At 65.0% G+C, this 17,902-nt stretch carries 14 protein-coding genes, 3 tRNA genes and 1 riboswitch; of the genes, 15 read left to right on the top strand and 2 right to left on the bottom strand.

Features of this window, described 5'->3' with window-relative positions; all coding sequences use genetic code 11:
* Nucleotides 1-156 precede the first annotated feature (156 nt).
* Nucleotides 157-275, bottom strand: a riboswitch (SAM riboswitch).
* 71 nt (nt 276-346) lie between these two features.
* Together hisS and ald are read right to left on the bottom strand one after the other, a co-directional pair.
* Nucleotides 347-1,729: a histidine--tRNA ligase gene (hisS, locus tag FKZ61_RS13300; protein WP_141610614.1), complete on the bottom strand. Its 1,383-nt coding sequence runs from the start codon at nt 1,727-1,729 to the stop codon at nt 347-349.
* 33 nt (nt 1,730-1,762) lie between these two features.
* A complete protein-coding gene (gene ald, locus FKZ61_RS13295) occupies nt 1,763-2,875 on the bottom strand; it encodes an alanine dehydrogenase (RefSeq protein ID WP_141610613.1) in 1,113 nt (370 codons plus the stop codon).
* Between the two features lie 399 nt (nt 2,876-3,274).
* Between ald and sppA the strand changes: the two genes are divergently transcribed.
* From sppA to FKZ61_RS13220, 15 genes are all read left to right on the top strand, one after another.
* Nucleotides 3,275-5,080 (top strand): signal peptide peptidase SppA, encoded by a 1,806-nt coding sequence (gene sppA, locus FKZ61_RS13290; RefSeq protein WP_170199671.1) that lies wholly within the window; start codon nt 3,275-3,277, stop codon nt 5,078-5,080.
* Nucleotides 5,081-5,259: 179 nt separating this feature from the next.
* Nucleotides 5,260-6,501, top strand: coding sequence for a cysteine desulfurase-like protein (locus FKZ61_RS13285; RefSeq protein ID WP_141610611.1), 1,242 nt, complete (start codon nt 5,260-5,262; stop codon nt 6,499-6,501).
* A 183-nt stretch (nt 6,502-6,684) separates the two neighbouring features.
* Nucleotides 6,685-7,857 (top strand): glycosyltransferase, encoded by a 1,173-nt coding sequence (locus FKZ61_RS13280; RefSeq protein ID WP_211358553.1) that lies wholly within the window; start codon nt 6,685-6,687, stop codon nt 7,855-7,857.
* A 1-nt stretch (nt 7,858) separates the two neighbouring features.
* Complete coding sequence (locus tag FKZ61_RS13275; protein WP_141610610.1) at nt 7,859-8,551, top strand: YveK family protein; 693 nt, start codon at nt 7,859-7,861, stop codon at nt 8,549-8,551.
* Between the two features lie 46 nt (nt 8,552-8,597).
* The gene (locus tag FKZ61_RS13270; RefSeq protein ID WP_141610609.1) at nt 8,598-9,317 is read left to right on the top strand and encodes a YveK family protein; all 720 of its coding nucleotides are present in this window, start codon (nt 8,598-8,600) and stop codon (nt 9,315-9,317) included.
* A gap of 13 nt (nt 9,318-9,330) precedes the next feature.
* Nucleotides 9,331-11,739: a DUF2079 domain-containing protein gene (locus FKZ61_RS13265; RefSeq protein ID WP_141610608.1), complete on the top strand. Its 2,409-nt coding sequence runs from the start codon at nt 9,331-9,333 to the stop codon at nt 11,737-11,739.
* Between the two features lie 157 nt (nt 11,740-11,896).
* Nucleotides 11,897-12,544, top strand: coding sequence for a CpsD/CapB family tyrosine-protein kinase (locus FKZ61_RS13260; RefSeq protein WP_211358552.1), 648 nt, complete (start codon nt 11,897-11,899; stop codon nt 12,542-12,544).
* Nucleotides 12,545-12,699: 155 nt separating this feature from the next.
* Nucleotides 12,700-13,767, top strand: coding sequence for a glucose-1-phosphate thymidylyltransferase (locus FKZ61_RS13255; protein ID WP_141610606.1), 1,068 nt, complete (start codon nt 12,700-12,702; stop codon nt 13,765-13,767).
* A 38-nt stretch (nt 13,768-13,805) separates the two neighbouring features.
* Entirely contained in the window at nt 13,806-14,612 is an 807-nt protein-coding gene (locus tag FKZ61_RS13250) for a hypothetical protein (protein WP_141610605.1), read from the top strand.
* Between the two features lie 121 nt (nt 14,613-14,733).
* Nucleotides 14,734-15,762, top strand: a complete 1,029-nt coding sequence (gene rfbB, locus FKZ61_RS13245; protein ID WP_141610604.1) for a dTDP-glucose 4,6-dehydratase — start codon at nt 14,734-14,736, stop codon at nt 15,760-15,762.
* Nucleotides 15,763-15,887: 125 nt separating this feature from the next.
* Nucleotides 15,888-16,967, top strand: a complete 1,080-nt coding sequence (locus FKZ61_RS13240; RefSeq protein WP_141610603.1) for a phosphotransferase family protein — start codon at nt 15,888-15,890, stop codon at nt 16,965-16,967.
* Nucleotides 16,968-17,181: 214 nt separating this feature from the next.
* Nucleotides 17,182-17,254: transfer RNA gene (locus tag FKZ61_RS13235), tRNA-Thr, on the top strand.
* A gap of 158 nt (nt 17,255-17,412) precedes the next feature.
* Nucleotides 17,413-17,495: transfer RNA gene (locus tag FKZ61_RS13230), tRNA-Tyr, on the top strand.
* Nucleotides 17,496-17,544: 49 nt separating this feature from the next.
* Nucleotides 17,545-17,617 (top strand) — tRNA-Thr (locus FKZ61_RS13225).
* A 158-nt stretch (nt 17,618-17,775) separates the two neighbouring features.
* Nucleotides 17,776-17,902: GTP-binding protein (locus tag FKZ61_RS13220; protein WP_229964255.1), on the top strand; the 127-nt coding region annotated here is incomplete at its 3' end.

Here is a 17,902-nt window from a genome sequence, read left to right as displayed (position 1 = left end):
AGTCAGACCTTACTTCTCTGTCACGCAAGGGTGCGTGACCTGCGACACCGGGTGATCTATGGATCCCCTGCCGGGCTGCGGCAGACTCAAAGAAAAACCCTCTCATCGGCTACTATCGATGAGAGGGCAAGAGCTTGCATTGATCTTGACAGACGTCTCTCATCTTCCAGATAACTCTGCCGGACTTGGCACCTTGGCCGATCAGCGTCGTCGCTGAGGTACGCCAGGTTGCCGAGGTTTCACAGGGCCGGTCCCTCCACCTCTCTGGATAAGAGCCACGCTTGGTATGGAATTATTGCGGGCCAATATAGCAGCCGGCATCCGGGCTGTCAAATTCGAGACCCGGTTAAGCGGCCACCAGGGCCAGTTGCTCCTGCAGATAGGCGGGCAGGTCGGCCTCGGCCACGTCCACCTGGTCACCGGTGACCAGGTCCTTGACGGCCACCACACCCTCGGCCAGCTCCCGGGGGCTGAGCAACAGGGCAAAACGGATGTGCCGGTCGTCGGCATATTTGAATTGCTTGCCGTAGCGGTCCGTGTCCGGGTAGAGGTCCACCCGCAGCCCCGCGGCCCGCAGGCGTTGGGCCAGGGCCAGGCTGTCGCCCACGGTGCTTTCGTCGAACTGGGTGACCAGGACCTGGGGCTGGCCGCTGATGTGGGCCGGGAACATGTTCTGCTCCTCCATCAGGAGGATGATGCGCTCCAGCCCCAGGCTGAAGCCGCAGGCCGGGATCTCCTGGCCGCTGAACATGCCGATGAGGTTGTCGTAGCGGCCGCCGCCGCCCCCGGAGCTGCTGAAGCCGGCAAACTCCACCTCGAAGATGGTGCCCGTGTAGTAGCTGAGGCCCCGGGCCAGGTAGGGATCCACCCGCAGGTGATCCGCGGCGGGGCCATGTTGCGCGTAGGCCACCACGTTGCTCAGCTCGGCCACGCCCTGGCGGCCGGCTTCGGAATCGGCCAGGATCTGCTCAAGCCAGCGGAGGGTCTCCTCCACCGTGTCGGGGACGTTGGCCATGGTCTGCAGGAGGGCGGCCACGGCCTCCCGGGCGATCCCCCGTTGGGCCAGCTCTTCCCGGACGCCATCCAGGCCAATCTTGTCCAGCTTGTCGATGGCCACCAGCGCCGCGTCCTCCAGATCCGGGGGAACGCCGGCTACCTCCATCAGGCCCCGCAGGATGCCCCGATGGTTGAGGCGTATGGAAAAGGGGTGGGCCGGTCCAAAGCCCAGCTCCTGGAGAACCTGTGCCCCGGCGGCCAGCACCTCGGCCTCCACGGTCTGGCTGCGGGAGCCCACGATATCCACGTCGCACTGATAAAATTCCCGGTAGCGCCCCTTGGCGGGCCGGTCCGCCCGATAGACGGGCTGGATCTGGTAGCGCTTGAAGACCCGGGGCAGCTCGTTGCGATACTGGGCCACGATCCGGGCCAGGGGCACCGTCAGGTCGTAGCGGAGGCCGGCGTCGCTGATGCTGTCTTCGGTGGGGTGATCCCGCAGGGCCTGTTCCAGCTTCTCGCCCCGCTTCAGGACCCGGAAGATCAGCTTGTCCCCTTCTTCGCCGTACTTCCCCAGAAGGGTGGAGAGCCGCTCCATGGCCGGCGTTTCCAGGGGCTCGAAGCCGTAGCTCTGGTAGACCCGCTCAATCACCTGGATCACGTAGTTGCGCCGCAAGACGTCCTGCGGGAGAAAATCCCGCATGCCACTCAGGGGCGCTGTGTTTAGTTTTGCCATGCACTCAAGACTCCAGACGCAAATGGGCTGAATTCAGGTTTGCAACGATTGTAATGGATCGGTGTAGGGCAGGCCAAATGTCTCGGCCACTGCTTTGTGGGTCAGGTGGCCTCGATGGGTGTTCAGCCCATGGAGCAGGGCCTGGCTGGTCCGTACTGCGTCCAGCCCCTGGTTGGCCAGATTCAGGGTGTAGGACATGGTCTGGTTGACCAGGGCAAAGGTGCTGGTCCGAGGCACGGCACCAGGCATGTTGGCCACGCAATAGTGGACGATGTCGTCCACCACGAAGGTGGGGTTGCTGTGGGTGGTGGGCCGGCTGGTCTCGATACAGCCGCCCTGGTCCACCGCGACATCCACGATGACTGCGCCCTTGCGCATGTGGGCCAGCATCTTGCGGGTGACCAGCCAGGGGGCCCGTCCGCCCGGAATCAGGACCGCGCCGATGACCAGGTCGGCGGTGAAGACGGCCTGTTCGATGTTGTATTCGTTGCTGGCCCGGGTCTGCAGCCGGCCGTGGAAGACGTCGTCCAGGTATTGGAGCCGCTCGTGGTGAATGTCCAACACGGTGACCTGGGCGCCCATGCCCAGGGCCACCTTGGCTGCGTTGGTGCCCACTGTGCCGCCGCCCAGGATGACCACGCTGGCCGGCGCCACGCCGGGAACGCCCCCCAGCAGGATGCCCCGTCCGCCGTTGTGCTTCTCCAGGTAGGTGGCGCCCACCTGGGTGGCCATGCGTCCGGCCACTTCGCTCATGGGCATGAGCAGGGGCAACTTGCCATCTTCCGTCTGGACCGTCTCGTAGGCGATGGCGGTGATGCCGCTGTCCAGCAGGGCCTGGGTCAGCTCCCGGTTGGCCGCCAGGTGGAGGTAGGTAAAGAGGATCTGGCCCGGGCGCAGATACTGGTATTCGCTGGGCAGCGGCTCTTTGACCTTGACCACCAACTCGGCGGCCCAGGCATCGGCGGCATGGGGTACGATGTCGGCGCCGGCGGCCCGGTACTCCTCGTCGGTCAGGAAGCTGCCTTCGCCGGCACCCGCTTCCACCAGGACTCGATGGGAACGCCGGGTCAACGCCTTAACCGCGCCGGGCGTCAGGCCGACGCGGTTTTCACCATCCTTCACTTCTTTGGGAAGCCCTATGATCATGTTGCCACCTCAGTTGTTTGTACAGAGGGTGGTCCCACAGGCAGCGCCTGTAACGGACAGCCCGTGATACACAGCCGTTCCATGGGTGCCGATGGCCTCGTCGCCAGGCAGCCTGCCCCATGGACGAACCGACCGCGCGCGGTTCTCCTCGCGCGGTTTTCGTTGTACAGGCAGTGTAACAGCTGCCCAGGCTGGAGGCAAGTGCTGTCGCCAGGGGCACAAGGCCGGCCCCATGCTCGGATGGGTTTGCCAAAGCCTGGCTTTCATATGAGAATAGCGTCAGAATGGCTGCGTTGGTGCACGAGCGCCTGCCCAGACAGGAGCGTGCACAGAGAGGGCTGCACGTACATCTCTGTACGTACAGAGATGCACGCACAGAGACGGGGAGAGGGCCGAGGCATGGCGTGGAGAGAGCAGTTGCGCAAGGGGCTCCTGAACGGGGGCAGTGCCCTGGAGCTGGCCTGGCGCCACCTGGTGTGTCGGCTGTTGAACCTGCGGCGGCGCTTCCTGCGTCGACTCCTCCCGGACTATCCCATCCTGGTGTTGGATCAACCCCTGAGTGAACGGGCGCCCACCTTCCCCTGGTGGCTTGCCTATGTGCCCGGGCTGCGACGCCCCCTGAGCCTGGAAGCCATCGCAGAGGCCCTGGAGCGCATCGCCCAGGATCCGGATATCCGGGGGGTGCTCTTCCTGGTCAAGGGCGCGCACCTGACCCTGGCCCAGGCCCAGAGCATGGCCGCCCTGTTCAGCCGTTTCCGCACCTGGTCCATGGCTGTCCGGCCCGATGGCAGCGTTCCCGCCCAGGTGGTGGTCTATCTGGAGCAGATGGACGCGGCCAGCTACGTGATGGCCAGCGCAGCGGATCGGGTGATCGCACCGCCCCTGGCCACCTGGGATGTGCTGGGCCTCCTGGTGGCGCCCAGCTTCTGGAAGGAGAGTCTGGCCCGGATCGGCCTGGCGTTCGATGTGGTTCGGGTAGCGCCGTGGAAGAGCGCCATGGACATGTTCAGCCAGGCCGAGATGAGCCGGGAAGATCGGGAGCAGCTCAACTGGCTCCTGGACAGCCTCTACGCCGACATCGTCCAGGCCATCGCCCAGGGCCGCGGCATGCCGCCGGAGGAAGTACAGGCCCAGATCGACCGGGCGCCCCTGACTGCCCCCCAGGCCCAGGCAGCCGGGCTGTTGGACCATGTGGCCTACGAAGATGAACTGCCGGCCCTCCTGGGGACGGCAGAGCAGCCGGCCCGCCTCCAGCTCTATGTCCGCTGTCGGGGGCTCCTGTACCGCCGACCGCAACGGCGCCACCCCCAGGCCGTGGGCGTCCTTAGCCTCCAGGGGCTCATCGTGCCGGGGGAAAGTCGCCGTTTTCCCCTGCCCGTGCCCATCCTGGGGGAGCAGACCATGGGTAGCACCACCGTCCAGCAGATGGTGAGGGCTGCCCGGCAGGATCGACGCCTGGCGGCCGTGGTGGTGCACGTGGACTCCCGGGGCGGTTCAGCCCTGGCCAGCGACCTGATCTGGCGGGAGCTCACCCTGCTGGCTGAGGAGAAGCCTGTGGTGATCTACATGGGCAACGTGGCGGCCAGCGGCGGCTACTACATCGCCACCCCCGGGCATCGCATCGTGGCCCAGTCCGCCACCCTCACCGGCAGCATCGGCGTAGTGGTGGCCAAGCCGGTCACCCAGGGCGCCTTCGAGCGCCTCCACGCCCGGCGGGAGGTCATCCGGCGGGGGGCCAACGCCGACCTCTACCGGGACACCGCGCCCTGGACGCCGGATCAACGCCAGAAGCTCACGGAGCAGGTGTTTTACGTCTACGATCAGTTCAAAGAGCGGGTGGCTTCGGGGCGTAAGCTGGACCTGGCCGGCCTGGACGAGATCGCCAGCGGCAAGGTCTGGACCGGGCGGCAGGCCCTGGAGCGGGGGCTGGTGGATGAGCTGGGCGATTTTGGCCGGGCCGTGGAGCTGGCCTGCCAGGCCGCCGGCCTGCCCGTGGACGGCACGGTGCGCACCGTGCCCGTCACGCCGCCCCGACGCTGGCTGTTAGCAACGCCGGCCGAGGCGGCCCGGACCCTCCTGCGCCTGGTGGGTGAGCCCGGTCGTGTCTGGCGATCCCTTCTCGCTTTGGAAGGCCCACCAGGTCCGGCGACCCAGGAGCATCTCTGGCTGCTGGCCCTGAATGTGCCGGCGTCGCCGGCGGGGTGAGCCGATTTGCACTTGAATTTTAGCCACAGATTACACGGATGACACCGCATCGGAGGACGGTTCCTCCCTCCATGGGCACCCATCGGGAAGGACTGCATCCGTGTTCATCTGTGAAACCGGTGGTTTCTCCAGAAGAGCCAGAAAAAGAGCCAGAAAAAGAAACGGAGCACAAAGTCAGCATGTTCGATGTCCAGGCCATCCGAAGGCAGTTTCCGGCCCTGCAGGAATCCTTCGACGGTGGGCCGGCCGTTTTTTTTGACAACCCCGGCGGCACCCAGGTGCCCCAGCAGGTGATCGACGCCATGGTGGACTACCTGACCCGGCGCAACGCCAACACCCACGGCGCCTTCATCACCAGCCGCCGCACCGACGAAGTCATCGACCGGGCCCGGGCCGCGGCCGCCGATCTCCTGGGCGCTGAACAGGACGAGGTGATCTTTGGCCCCAACATGACCACCCTGACCTTCCAGCTCAGCCATGCCCTGGCCCACGAATTTGGCCCTGAAGATGAAATCGTGGTCACCCGGCTGGACCATGATGCCAACATCATGCCCTGGGTGCGCCTGGCCGAAGATCGGGGCGCCACAGTCCGCTGGGCCGACGTGGACGTGGAGACCTGCACCCTGGACATGGACGGGCTGCAGGCGTTGATCACCCCCCGCACCAAACTGGTGGCCATCGGCTACGCCAGCAACGCCACCGGCACCATCAACGACGTCCAGACGGTGATCCAGTGGGCCCGGGCCGCCGGCGCGTACACCTTCGTAGATGCCGTTCAGTATGCGCCCCATGGCCTGATCGACGTGAAGGCCTTGGACTGCGACTTCCTGGCCTGCAGCGCCTACAAATTTTTTGGCCCCCACGTGGGCATCCTCTACGGCAAGCGGGAGCACCTGGAACGACTCCCCGCCTATCGGGTGCGGCCGGCCGGGGATCTCCCGCCGGGCAAGTGGGAGACGGGCACCCAGAACCACGAAGGGTTGGCTGGCGTGGCTGCGGCCATCGACTACCTGGCCGACCTGGGCGCGCGCTACGGCAACGTGGCCCCGGACGCCGGGCGGCGGGAGAAGTTGCGCGCCGCGTGGTCGGTCATCGGCCCGTACGAGCGGATGCTGATGGAGCGGCTGTTGGATGGCCTCTCCCTGGTCAGCGGGGTGCGGATCTACGGCATCACCAGCCGCTTCGAGTGGGACCGGCGGCTGGCGACGGTGGCCATCCGCAAGGAGGGGCGTACGCCCCAGGAGCTGGCCGCCGCCCTGGCTGCGGAGAACATTTTCGTCTGGGACGGCAACTTTTACGCCCTGGCCCTGAGCGAGCGTCTGGGGGTGGAGCCCAGCGGTGGCCTCCTCCGCATCGGCCTGGTCCACTACAATACCCTGGATGAGATCGACCGTTGCCTGCGTGCGCTGGAGCGGGCATAAGTCCCAAGCTTTTGGATGCGGCCCTCCTCCTACGGTACAATGGCGGCGTCAATGGCGGTCCTGCTGGGTGGGGCCGGATACCGGATGGATGCCAAATGCCACGTGCCGTGTGTATTGCGTGTTGTGTATTGTGTGTATCGTGTGGAGCAGGGCGGAGCAGGCAGCAAGCGATGGAGCCCATGCATGGGTGATATGACCCTCGACTCGGTCCGGCTGGCGCTGGTTCACGACTGGCTGAACCAGGTGGGCGGTGCCGAGAATGTCCTGGAAGAGCTGGTGGACCTGTTCCCTGGGCGTCCCATCTACACCAGCATCTACGCGGCCGACCGCATGCCGCCTGCCTACCGAAGCTGGCCGATCCGGACCAGCTTCATGCAGCATCTGCCCGGGATTGCCGCCCACCACCAGCCCTACCTGCCCCTCTATCCCCTGGCTTTTGCCCGCACCGATCTGAGCGGCTATGATCTGGTGCTCAGCAACAAGAGTGGTTTCTGCCACGGTGTGCGCACGGCCGGGGCAAGCCGCCGGGCCATCCACGTCTGTTACTGCCTGACGCCCACCCGCTTCCTCTGGCTCTACCGCCAATACCGGGAGCGGGAGCAGATCGGCGCCGGGGTGAACCTGGCCCTGCAGCCGCTGCTGGCCCTCCTGCGCCGTTGGGACTGGGCAGCGGCCCAGCGGGTGGACCATTTCATCGCCATCAGCACCGAAGTACAGAAGCGCATTCGGGCTATCTACGGCCGGGAGAGCGTGGTGATTCATCCGCCGGTGGACACGGACTATTTCACACCGGATCCAGCCACTCGGGTGGGCGACTACTACCTGATCGTCAGCCGCCTCATCCCCTACAAGCGCCTGGATCTGGCCGTGGCGGCCTTCGCCCGCCTGCCCCGGGAACGCCTCCTCATCGTGGGGGAAGGCCGAGACCTGGCGGCGCTCCAGGCCCAGGCCGGGGCCAACGTCACCTTTCTGGGCTGGCAGCCCCGGGCGCGGATCCGGGAACTGTTGCGGGGGTGCAAGGCGTTCCTCTTCCCCGGCCTGGAGGACTTTGGCATCGCGCCGGTGGAGGCCATGGCCGTGGGGCGTCCGGTCATCGCCTACGCGGGCGGCGGCGCGCTGGATACCGTCGTGCCCGGGGTGACCGGCGAGCTGTTCCGTGAGCCGACGGCCGCCAGCCTCCTGGAGGTGTTACAGGACTTCGACCCCCGCGCGTATGACCCGGCCGCGTGCCGGGCCCAGGCCGAACGGTTCAGCCGGCACAGCTTTCGAGCGCGGCTGACCGGCTATCTGCGCCAGGTGCTGGCCGGGCCGGTCCCGGCGGCGCGCGCCCAACGACCCGTATCCATGGACGGCTGAGATGGAACTTCGGGAATACTGGCAGATGATTCGCCGCCGCTGGTGGCTTCCTGTAGCGTTGACCGCCCTGGTGGCGCTCTTCAGTGCCCTCCAGCTACGCCCCTGGCAGGCGCCACCGCCCAGCTACAGCGCTACCATGCGCCTGCTGGTGGGGGTCATGCCTGCGGGCGATCTGGACACGTCCCTCTACGATCCCCGATACTACGCCTGGCTGACCAGCGAGTATCTGGTGGATGATTTCACCGAAGTGGTGCGCAGCGAACTCTTCGCCCGCCAGGTCTCGGCCCGGCTGGCCCAACAGCAGCTGACGGTCCCGCCGGGTACCATCCAGGGCAGCGCGGCCACCGGCCGGCAGCATCGCATCCTCACCCTGACCCTCCAGGGGAGCGACCGGGAGGCCCTCCTGGCCATTGCCCAGGCAGCGGCCGCGGAGCTCCAGGAAAACGCCGCCAGCTATTTCCAGCAGTTGGGGACGCCCGGGGCCGGGGTCACCCTGTTGGATGGCCCCACGGTGAGCCCGGTGGGGCCTGGGGTGCGCCGGCAGATCGAGTTTCCGCTGCGGGTGTTGCTGGCCGCCGCGGTGGGCCTGGGGTTGGCCTTGTTCTGGGACTATTGGGATCCTTCGGTGCGTAGCCGGCGAGAGTTGGAAGAAATGGGCCTGCCCGTCCTTGGCGAAATTCCCAAACATCGGTAGGATGTGAGTCGGTTGATTCTGGCTTGTGGACTGGGGGAAGAGGAAAATGACCATCCAGGAATATGTGCGGATTTTGCGTCGGCGAGGTTGGATTATTGTGGTCGGGGCCATCCTGGCGGCAGGGGCGGCCTTCGGCGTGAGCTTTCTGCAGGAGGAGATGTACCGGGCCACGGTCTACGTGAGCACGGTGCCGGCCCGGCCCGACTGGGGCCTGGGCAATACGGCCAAGGATCTCATGCGCAACTTCGCCAACAATATCCGGACCCCGGAAGTGGCCCAGGAGGTGATCAACCGGGCCCAGTTGGACATGACCCCCTACGACTTCCTGGCCCACGTCAACGTCGCCGCGGACTCCAGCGACTTCACCATCAAGATTGAAGCGCGGGATCGGGATGGCGAGGTGGCCAAGCTCATGGCCCTGACCCTGGCCGATGTCTTTGTGGAGGAGCGCACCGCCTACTACGCCCAGCAGGACAAGGACAACCGCATCGAAGTCAAGATTCGCAGCCGGGACATCCCCTACGAGAAGTACCAGCCCAAACCGCTGGTGAATGCGGTGGCCGGCGGCGTGTTGGGCATGTTGCTGGGCATCGGGGTGGTTCTGGTGTTGACCTGGATGGAAGCCGACCTGCTGCGGACCCCCGCCGCGTTGGAGCGGGCGCTGGGCGTCCCCGTCTTGGGGGCCATTCCGGCCGTTCCCGCTGCCCGGGAAACGCCCCAGACGGCCGCCCAGCCCGGCCAGGTGGGTGCCCCCGAGATTGCATGAGCGGTCATCCCCCGTGCTGAGGTGGATCCAGGCCTCGCGGCCACACTTCCCGCGCCTGCTGCTGGCCGTGGCCGTCCTGGCCTATGCCCTGACCTTTGCCCACCTGACCCTGACCCGCTATGCGGCCTTTGAGGCCCGGGCCCTGGACATGGGCAACATGCACCAGGCCATCTGGAACACCTGGCAGGGGCGCTGGTTTCATCTGACCAATCAGCCGGGAACGGTGAACCGGCTGAGTCTCCACGTGGAGCCCATCCTCCTCCCCATTTCCTGGCTCTACTGGATCCACAGCGGCCCGGAGACCCTCCTGGTGCTCCAGGCTGTGGTGGTGGCCCTGGGGGCCATCCCCCTCTTTGCCCTGGCCCGGCTCCGGCTGGGCAACGAATGGCTGGCTCTGGCTCCTGCCCTGGCCTTTCTGCTCAACCCGGCCATCCAGGCGGCCAACTGGCTGGAATTCCACCCCGTCACCCTGGCGCCCACCTTCTTCATGGCCGCCTTCTACTTCCTGCTGCGGCGGCAGACGGCCTGGTATGCCCTCTTCGCGGTGCTGGCCGCCAGTTGCAAGGAGGAGCTGGCCCTGCTGGTCCTGATGATGGGCCTCTATGCGGCCATCTTCCAGCGGCGCTACCGGCTGGCCACCCTCACCGTCCTGTTCGCGGCGGGGTGGGCCTACCTGGCTGTCTTCGTCATCCAGACCACCTTTGCCGCGGGGAACATCCACTGGGGACGCTACGCTTACCTGGGGGAGACACCAGGCCAGATGTTGCTGACCCTTTTCACCCGCCCGGATGTGGTGCTGGCCCAGCTCCAGGCGGCCGATGCCCTGGGCTACCTGGGGCAGTTGCTCTTTCCGGTAGCCTTTCTCTCCCTGCTGGCGCCCGAGATCTTGCTGCTGGCCCTGCCCTCCCTGGCCATCAACCTCCTGGCCGATTTCCCGCCCATGCACCAGGTGAACGAGCTCATCTACGCGGCGCCCATCGTGCCCTTTGTGATGATGGCTGCCACCGTGGGAATGGCGCGCCTGGGCCGGCTGGGCCAGATGCTTTGGCGGCACCTGTCTGGGAAGGATGCCCGGGGGACTACGCCCCCGATCGCGGGCCAGGCGTTGGGGGCGCTTCTCCTGCTGGCCTTTGCCCTCACGGCCCAGCGGCTCTACGGCTACCTGCCCGGTGGGGGCCAGTATCAGCTTTTTACGGTCACCGAGCATCATCGCCGGGCCGCAGCCATCATCGCCCAGATCCCGCCGGAGGCCAGAGTCTCGGCCCAGGATCGGCTCAACCCCCACGTCAGCGGCCGGGAGACCGTCTACATCTTCCCCCGCATTGACGACGCGGACACCATCTTTCTGGACGTCACCGGGCCGGCCTGGCCCCAGCACCCCAGCGACCTGCGGGCGACGGTGGCGGAGCTGCTGGCCGGCGATTTCGGCGTGGCCGCGGCGGACGACGGCTATCTGCTCCTGCGCAAGGGCGCGCCTGATAAAACTTTTCCTCCCTCGTTCTATAGCGCCTGGCGCCGGCCGGGGTATGTGGGCTCGGGCTCGTGGATCGATTTTGGGGAGAGCCTGCGCCTGTTGGACCGCCAGGTCCGGACGGATGCCTACGGCGAGCTGGTGGTGGACCTCTACTGGCAGGCCCTGCGTCCCCTGGACCAGGACTACCAGTTTTACATCGGGTATGCGGATCCGGAGGGCAACCTGGTGCATGAGAGCCGATTTTACCCACCTGTCGCTGCCCTGTGGTATCCTACGTCGATGTGGGACGTGGACGTGCCCGTCCAGGTCTCCACGCTGCCCTGGACCCTGGAGTTGGATCGATTTGTCCTGCTGGTGGGCGTCGTCCGGGGGAAGGAATGGCAGGCCGGTGACTTCCTGCCCGTGATCGGTTCGGCATCGCCCGTGCCGCTGCTGGCCGGTGGGGCCCTGGCCCGCCTGGGCGGTTACGAGAAGCTGGCCGATGGCCGCTGGCAGCCGGTGACCCCGCCGCCGATGTCGCCGGCCACCGTGCTCCAGGTGCGCTTTGGCGATGCCATCGTCCTGGAGGGGGCAACGGTGCCGGCCACCCGATTGGCCGGAGGCGACGTGTTGGATTTCACCCTGTACTGGCGGGCAGAGGCGCCACCTGCCTTCGACTACTCCGTCTTCGCCCACCTGGTGGATGGCGCGGGCAACAAGGTGGCCCAGCTGGACTGGCAGCCCCGGGATCCGGCGGGCCTCTTGCCGGCCACAGCCTGGCCGGTGGGCCAGCCGGTGGTGGATGCCCAACATCTGGCCCTGCCTGTGAAACTGCCTCCAGGGGAATATCGTTTGATGGTTGGCCTCTACAACTGGCAGGATGGACAGCGCTTGCCGGCCCGAGCGGACGGCGGAGCGGCCCTGGTGGAGGGCGACGCGGTGGCCGTAGCCACCCTTCAGGTTCACTGAAATCATCCCGGTAGTAAGCCGTCCATGGGTTGGACCCGCGGCCGTGCGGCTGAATTTCTGCCCGGGGCTTTGACGCCATGATTGTACTGAGCCGTTTGGTTGGCCTGTGGCTTTGGGGCAACGGAACCGGCAGCCGAATTCATAGATGGAACGGACCATGCTCAATCTGATTACCCTCACCGAACCGCGCAGCCCAGCGTCGGAAGCGTATCTGAGTCTGCGCACCAACATCGAGTTTTCCAGCCTGGGGCGTCCCCTGCGCACCCTGCTGGGGGCCAGCGTTGACAGCACCACCGACAAAAGCCGGGCCCTGGCCAACCTGGCCGTGGTGATGGCCCAGGCGGGTGACCAGGTGATCCTGGTGGACGGTGATCTGCGGCGCCCTCAGCAGCATGAGATCTTCGGGCTGCACAGCCAGGGGGGGCTGGCCAGTTGGCTGACCGAGGGGGGCAGCATCCCTTTACAGAAGACACCGGTGGAGGGGCTGCAACTGTTGACGGCAGGCCCTGTGCCGGCCAATCCAGTGGCCTTGCTCAACCGGGCTCGGCTGGAAGAGCTCTTGGAGGAACTGAGCCGCCAGGCGGACTATGTCCTGGTGGATGCGCCGCCCGTGCTGGCCGTCACCGACGCGGCCCTGTGGGCCAGCAAGGTGGATGGGGTCATCCTGCTGGTGAGTGCCGGCAGCACCCGGCGGGAGCAGGCCCAGCGGGCCAAGGCGGTGCTGGAGAAGGTCCATGCCCATCTGCTGGGCGCGGTGCTGCTGAACGCGGACAAAGATGCCACTCTGTCCGGTTACGGGGCATGATCGCCTGCATGGTCCTCAACGTGACCATCAACCACACCGCAAACACGCCATCATTCTCCCTTCCCCCGTCGGGGGCAGGGGGATGGGGGATGAACAGTGACCCCATGGGAATCGATTGCTGGAGATAGCGGCCAAGAGATACAGGAGTGCGATCCATGAAAGGTCTGGTGCTCAGTGGTGGTAAAGGGACCCGTCTGTATCCCATCACCTTCAATCGGGCCAAGCAGCTGGTGCCTGTGGCCAACAAGCCCGTTCTCTTCCGGGTCATTGAAGCCATCCGGGATGCGGGCATCACCGAGATCGGCATCGTCATCGGCGATACCGGGGACGAGATTCGGCAGGCTGTGGGGAACGGCCGACGCTGGGATGTGAACATCACCTACATACGCCAGGAGGCGCCCCTGGGCCTGGCCCATGCGGTCAAGATCAGCCAGGACTTTCTGGGGGATGAGCGCTTCGTCATGTTCCTGGGGGACAACGTCATCCAGGGGGGAATCAGCGGCCTGATCCAGCAGTTTGCCAACAGCGACTGGAACAGCCAGATCGTGCTCACCGAGGTGGAGGAGCCCCAGCACTACGGCGTGGCCGAGCTGGATGAGAACCGGCGCATCGTGCGGCTGATCGAAAAGCCGCGTATCCCACCCAGCAACCTGGCCCTGGTGGGCATCTACATGTTCGACCACCACATCTTCGAAGCGGTCAACAGCATCCAGCCCAGCTGGCGGGGGGAGCTGGAGATCACCGACGCGCTCCAGTGGCTCATCGATCACGGCTACCAGGTCTATCCCTACATCCATCGGGGGTGGTGGATCGACACGGGCAAGCCCATCGACATGCTGGAGGCCAACAACCGGGTGTTGGCGGAACTGACCCACAAGGTAGAGGGCTATGTGGATCGGGATAGCAAGATCGACCACCTGGTGACGGTGGAGCGGGGGGCTGAAATCATCAACAGCGTCATCCGGGGGCCGGCCATCATCGGCGAGGACTGCCGCATTGTCAACAGCTACGTGGGACCGTTCACCAGCATCTACCACCATACCATCATCGAAGACAGCGAGATCGAGCACAGCATTGTCCTGGATCACAGCCGGATCATCGGCATTCCCAGCCGAATTGAGGACAGCATCATCGGGCGGGATGTGGAAATCACCTACAGCCCCATCAAGCCCAAGGCGTACAAGATGACCCTGGGGGATCACTCCCGGGTGGGCCTGCTCTAGGCCATGCCGGCCCGGGCAGGTAAAAGAAAAGGTTGCGGATGAGCTGGCAGCCTGGCATACGACCCTGGATTACCTCCATACCGGCGTTGGCTACGGCGCTACGCCAGAGCGACACCTGGCGCCCCGACCGGCCCGTCCAGGATCTGTGGGCGCGCCATCGCCTGGTGCCCATGTATCGCATCGTGGCCGATACGCCCGAAGAGGAAGCCCAGCGGGGCGTCCAGACCCTGCGGGAGGTTGCCGATCGCCTGCGGCGCCTGCAGGACGCCTACGGTGAATGGCACCATTTCGATGCCGGCGCCTACTTTGATCTGTCCGACGTCCAGGCCACTCGGCTGGTCCACATTGCCGAGCGGGTGAGCACCGTTCACGTGATTTTTTTTGCCGATCTCCTCTTCCCCACCTTTCAGGCGGTAGAGCACTACTGGGCCACCTGTTTTGTGCCGGCCTATCGGACCTGCCAGCGGCAGTTGGCCACGGGCCACGCCCCCCGGGAGGCGGCCGCGGCCTTTTTCGATCAGATTCAGCCGGCCATGGTACGGCAATGGGCGCAGATGCTGGAGGTCATGGGCCAGGCCCGTCGCATTTTGGGTGAGGATATCGGCTTCATGGCCCTGAACGGCGGCGAGGATGAGCGCTCCCGATGGCGTCGGCTGTGGCGGCAGGAGCCAGCGCCAGGGCTGCATCCGGCGTTGACCGGGGATCTGTCCGGCCTGCCCACGTTGACGTTGGCCTGTACTTTTCCCTTGCCGGCCTACCGGCAGCCGGGGCGTGTCCGTCGGCTGCGCCTCAACCGGCTGCGGCGACAGCGGTGGCAGGGGCACCGAAGGCATCGAAACCTGTGAGGCAGGCTCCCGAAAATGGGCCGCCATGGCGTCAATACCACGGCAGAAATTCGTCAGTACGGCCTCTGGTGGAGACCATCACGAATCGCTGACGGGATTTACCATCCAGGAAAGGAAAAAGATGAAACGCATTCTGGTAACCGGCGGGGCCGGCTTCATCGGCTGTAACTTTGTGCGCATGTTGCTGGACCGGCATCCCGACTACTGTGTGATCGTCTATGACAAGCTGACCTACGCCGGGCGTCTGGAGAACCTCCAGGACGTGGCCGAGCGTCATCCGGACCGGTACACCTTCGTCCGTGGAGACATCTGCGATGCCGAATTGGTGGAGTCGGTGGTCCGGGAGCACGACGTGGACACCATCGTCAACTTTGCCGCGGAAACCCACGTGGATCGGAGCATCCTTAACCCGGACGCGTTCATCCAGACGGATGTGTACGGCACCTTCGTCCTGCTGGAGGTGGCCCGTCGCTGTGGCAATCTCCGCTACCACCAGATCAGCACCGATGAAGTGTATGGGCACATCGAGGGCGAGCATCGCAGCCGAGAGACCGACTGCATGGCCCCCCGGAGCCCGTACGCAGCCAGCAAAGCCGGCGCGGATCACCTGGTCCAGGCCTATCACATCACCTATGGCCTGCCCACCACCATCAGCCGGGGGGCCAATAACATCGGCCCGTACCAGTATCCGGAGAAGGTGGTGCCCCTGTTCATTACCAACGCGTTGAACGATATGCCCCTTCCGGTCTACGGCGATGGCCAGCAGCGGCGGGATTACCAGTACGTTCTGGACCATTGCACCGCCATCGACCTGATTTTGGAGAAGGGCGTCCCTGGGGAAACCTACAACGTGGGGACGGGCCAGGAGATGACCAACCTGGAGATGGTGGAGATCCTGCTGGACGAGCTGGGCAAGCCCCGCAGCCTGATCCAGCACGTGGAGGATCGCCTGGGCCACGACCGCCGCTACTGCCTGGATGTGAGCAAGATCATATCCCTGGGCTGGCAGCCCACTTACAGCCACGAAGAAGCCATCCGCACCACCGTGCGCTGGTACGTGGACAACCGCTGGTGGTGGGAGCCCATCCGCAGCGGTGAGTTTCGGGAATATTACCAGCGGGTGTATGGCAACCGTAAAGTGCTGAGCTGATAGTAAATCCCGGCAGAAATTCGCCGCTGGTTTCCACCAGGGGGAGTGCCGCCAAATTTCTGCCGTGGGATTGACGCCAGACTGTAATCGTTGACTTCGCATCGTTCAGTTTGCAGAGGTATCCCATGGACCCCCTGGACCGGCCTGGTCCGGTGCGCCCCGGAGAAGATTTGCCGGTAGAGGTGCTGGCCCGCTATCTCCAGAGCCACCTACCCGGCGTAGACGGGCCGCTGAGCGTGGCCCAGTTTCCCCATGGCTACTCCAACCGCACCTACCTGTTGCGGATGGGCGGCCGGGAGCTGGTATTGCGGCGGCCGCCGCCTGGGGTGGCCGAGCGCTCTGCCCACGATATGGGGCGGGAGTATCGGGTCCTATCGGGCCTTGCGCAAGTCTACGACAAGGTGCCGCGTCCTCTGCACTACTGTGCCGATCCGGAGGTGATCGGTGCCCCCTTCTACGTGATGGAGCGGGTTCAGGGTCTGGTCCTGCGGGCGGAGGCGCCTTCGCCGGTGCCCCTTTCGCCGGATCTGATGGCCCGTCTCTCCCGGTCGACGGTTGACAACCTGGCCCGGATTCACCGCCTGGACTATCAGGCCGCGGGCCTGGGGGATCTGGGGCGCCCGACAGGCTATGTGGCCCGGCAGATCCAGGGGTGGACCCGACGATACCGGGCAGTCCAGACTGAGGAGTTGCCGGGCCTGGAGGATGCCCTGGCGTGGCTGGCCCGGGAGATGCCGCCCGAGACCGATGCTGCCCTGATCCACAACGACTACAAGTATGACAACCTGGTCCTGAATCCGGCCGATCCAGCCCGAATTTTGGCCGTGCTGGACTGGGAGATGTGCACTGTGGGCGATCCCCTCATGGACCTGGGGACGACCCTGGCCTACTGGACGGAGCCCGGGGATCCAGAGCCGTTGGTGGCCCTGTTCGGTTTGACCGCCCTGCCGGGAAACCTGGACCGGCAGCAGTTGGTAGAGCGCTATGGGGAACAAAGTGACCGGCCGATTCCCGCCCCCTTTTTCTATTACATCTACGGCCTGGTCAAGGTTGCCGTGATCCTCCAGCAGCTATACCATCGCTATCGACAGGGCCTGGCCGACGAGGCCCGTTATGGGCGACTGAATGAAGCCGTGCGCAGTTGTAGCCAGATGCTGATCTGGGCTTTTGACAAGGGCCGAATCCACAGGCTGTCCGCCGGCTAGCCCAGTCCGTGGGCGCTATCACAACCGGAATCAGGATGGGCTGTAACATCGTCTGGCCTGAAATTTGACCTGCGGGTCGATTGTGCTATAATTTCGCTTGTCTGCGCGAGTTTAGCAGCGCGCGCGGCAGTTTCAGGCAACAAGGTTTTGACCTGTTGCCTGGCGTCCGTCGGTCGATGTTGGGTGATCGACGACGTGCGCCTTCCGACACAGCGCCGGCGTAGCTCAATCGGCAGAGCAGCTGTCTTGTAAACAGCAGGTTATCGGTTCGAGTCCGATCGTCGGCTCTGCCGGGAGATATGGCGGGTCCTGCTGGCCGAGGCGGAACCGGAAAGGCTGGGTGTCCGTCTTGGTTTTAGGAGTGGGGCTGTTGCAGTAAAGTGGTCGGCAGTAAGCAATCGGCAGTAAGCAAGTAGCGTTCTGATGTAGTGTTCTGATTAAGTGCGGGCGGGTGCCCGAGTGGACAAAGGGAGCTGACTGTAAATCAGCCGGCATGCGCCTACGGTGGTTCGAATCCGCCCCCGCCCACTTATCGGATCTGTCTACGGTTGTGTGTGGGCAGATCCGGTGTAATTGAGCCCACATAGCTCAGTCGGTAGAGCACATTCTTGGTAAGAATGAGGTCATCGGTTCGAGTCCGATTGTGGGCTCCTCGCAGAACGCTTTGTATGGCGCGCTGCCAGGGTGCAGTGGCAGCCAAGTCAATGAAACCCATTCGGGTTTGGCAACCGCCCTTTTGACGGGCGGTTACTCATTGAAAATATTCTTGGCTGAGACTATTACACTGAATCAAGGAGGCATTAGTCGAATGTCCAAAGCGGTATTTGAGCGGAAGAAGCCGCATGTGAATGTGGGGACGATCGGGCACATCGACCACGGGAAGACGACCCTGACAGCGGCCATCACGAAGGTGTTGTCGTTAAAGGGGTGGGCGG

Source organism: Litorilinea aerophila (genome assembly GCF_006569185.2).
Taxonomy (GTDB): Bacteria; Chloroflexota; Anaerolineae; order Caldilineales; family Caldilineaceae; genus Litorilinea; species Litorilinea aerophila.
The sequence above is the reverse complement of the archived record's forward strand: the minus strand, read 5'-3'. Positions and strand labels throughout refer to the sequence as shown.

Coding starts and splice junctions, on each gene's coding strand:
- FKZ61_RS13240 (WP_141610603.1), top strand. CDS start 15,888: ATGGACCCCCTGGACCGGCCTGGTCCGGTGCGCCCCGGAGAAGATTTG.
- FKZ61_RS13260 (WP_211358552.1), top strand. CDS start 11,897: ATGCTCAATCTGATTACCCTCACCGAACCGCGCAGCCCAGCGTCGGAA.
- FKZ61_RS13285 (WP_141610611.1), top strand. CDS start 5,260: ATGTTCGATGTCCAGGCCATCCGAAGGCAGTTTCCGGCCCTGCAGGAA.
- FKZ61_RS13270 (WP_141610609.1), top strand. CDS start 8,598: ATGACCATCCAGGAATATGTGCGGATTTTGCGTCGGCGAGGTTGGATT.
- rfbB (WP_141610604.1), top strand. CDS start 14,734: ATGAAACGCATTCTGGTAACCGGCGGGGCCGGCTTCATCGGCTGTAAC.
- FKZ61_RS13275 (WP_141610610.1), top strand. CDS start 7,859: ATGGAACTTCGGGAATACTGGCAGATGATTCGCCGCCGCTGGTGGCTT.
- ald (WP_141610613.1), bottom strand. CDS start 2,875: ATGATCATAGGGCTTCCCAAAGAAGTGAAGGATGGTGAAAACCGCGTC.
- FKZ61_RS13280 (WP_211358553.1), top strand. CDS start 6,685: ATGGGTGATATGACCCTCGACTCGGTCCGGCTGGCGCTGGTTCACGAC.
- sppA (WP_170199671.1), top strand. CDS start 3,275: ATGGCGTGGAGAGAGCAGTTGCGCAAGGGGCTCCTGAACGGGGGCAGT.
- FKZ61_RS13255 (WP_141610606.1), top strand. CDS start 12,700: ATGAAAGGTCTGGTGCTCAGTGGTGGTAAAGGGACCCGTCTGTATCCC.
- hisS (WP_141610614.1), bottom strand. CDS start 1,729: ATGGCAAAACTAAACACAGCGCCCCTGAGTGGCATGCGGGATTTTCTC.
- FKZ61_RS13250 (WP_141610605.1), top strand. CDS start 13,806: ATGAGCTGGCAGCCTGGCATACGACCCTGGATTACCTCCATACCGGCG.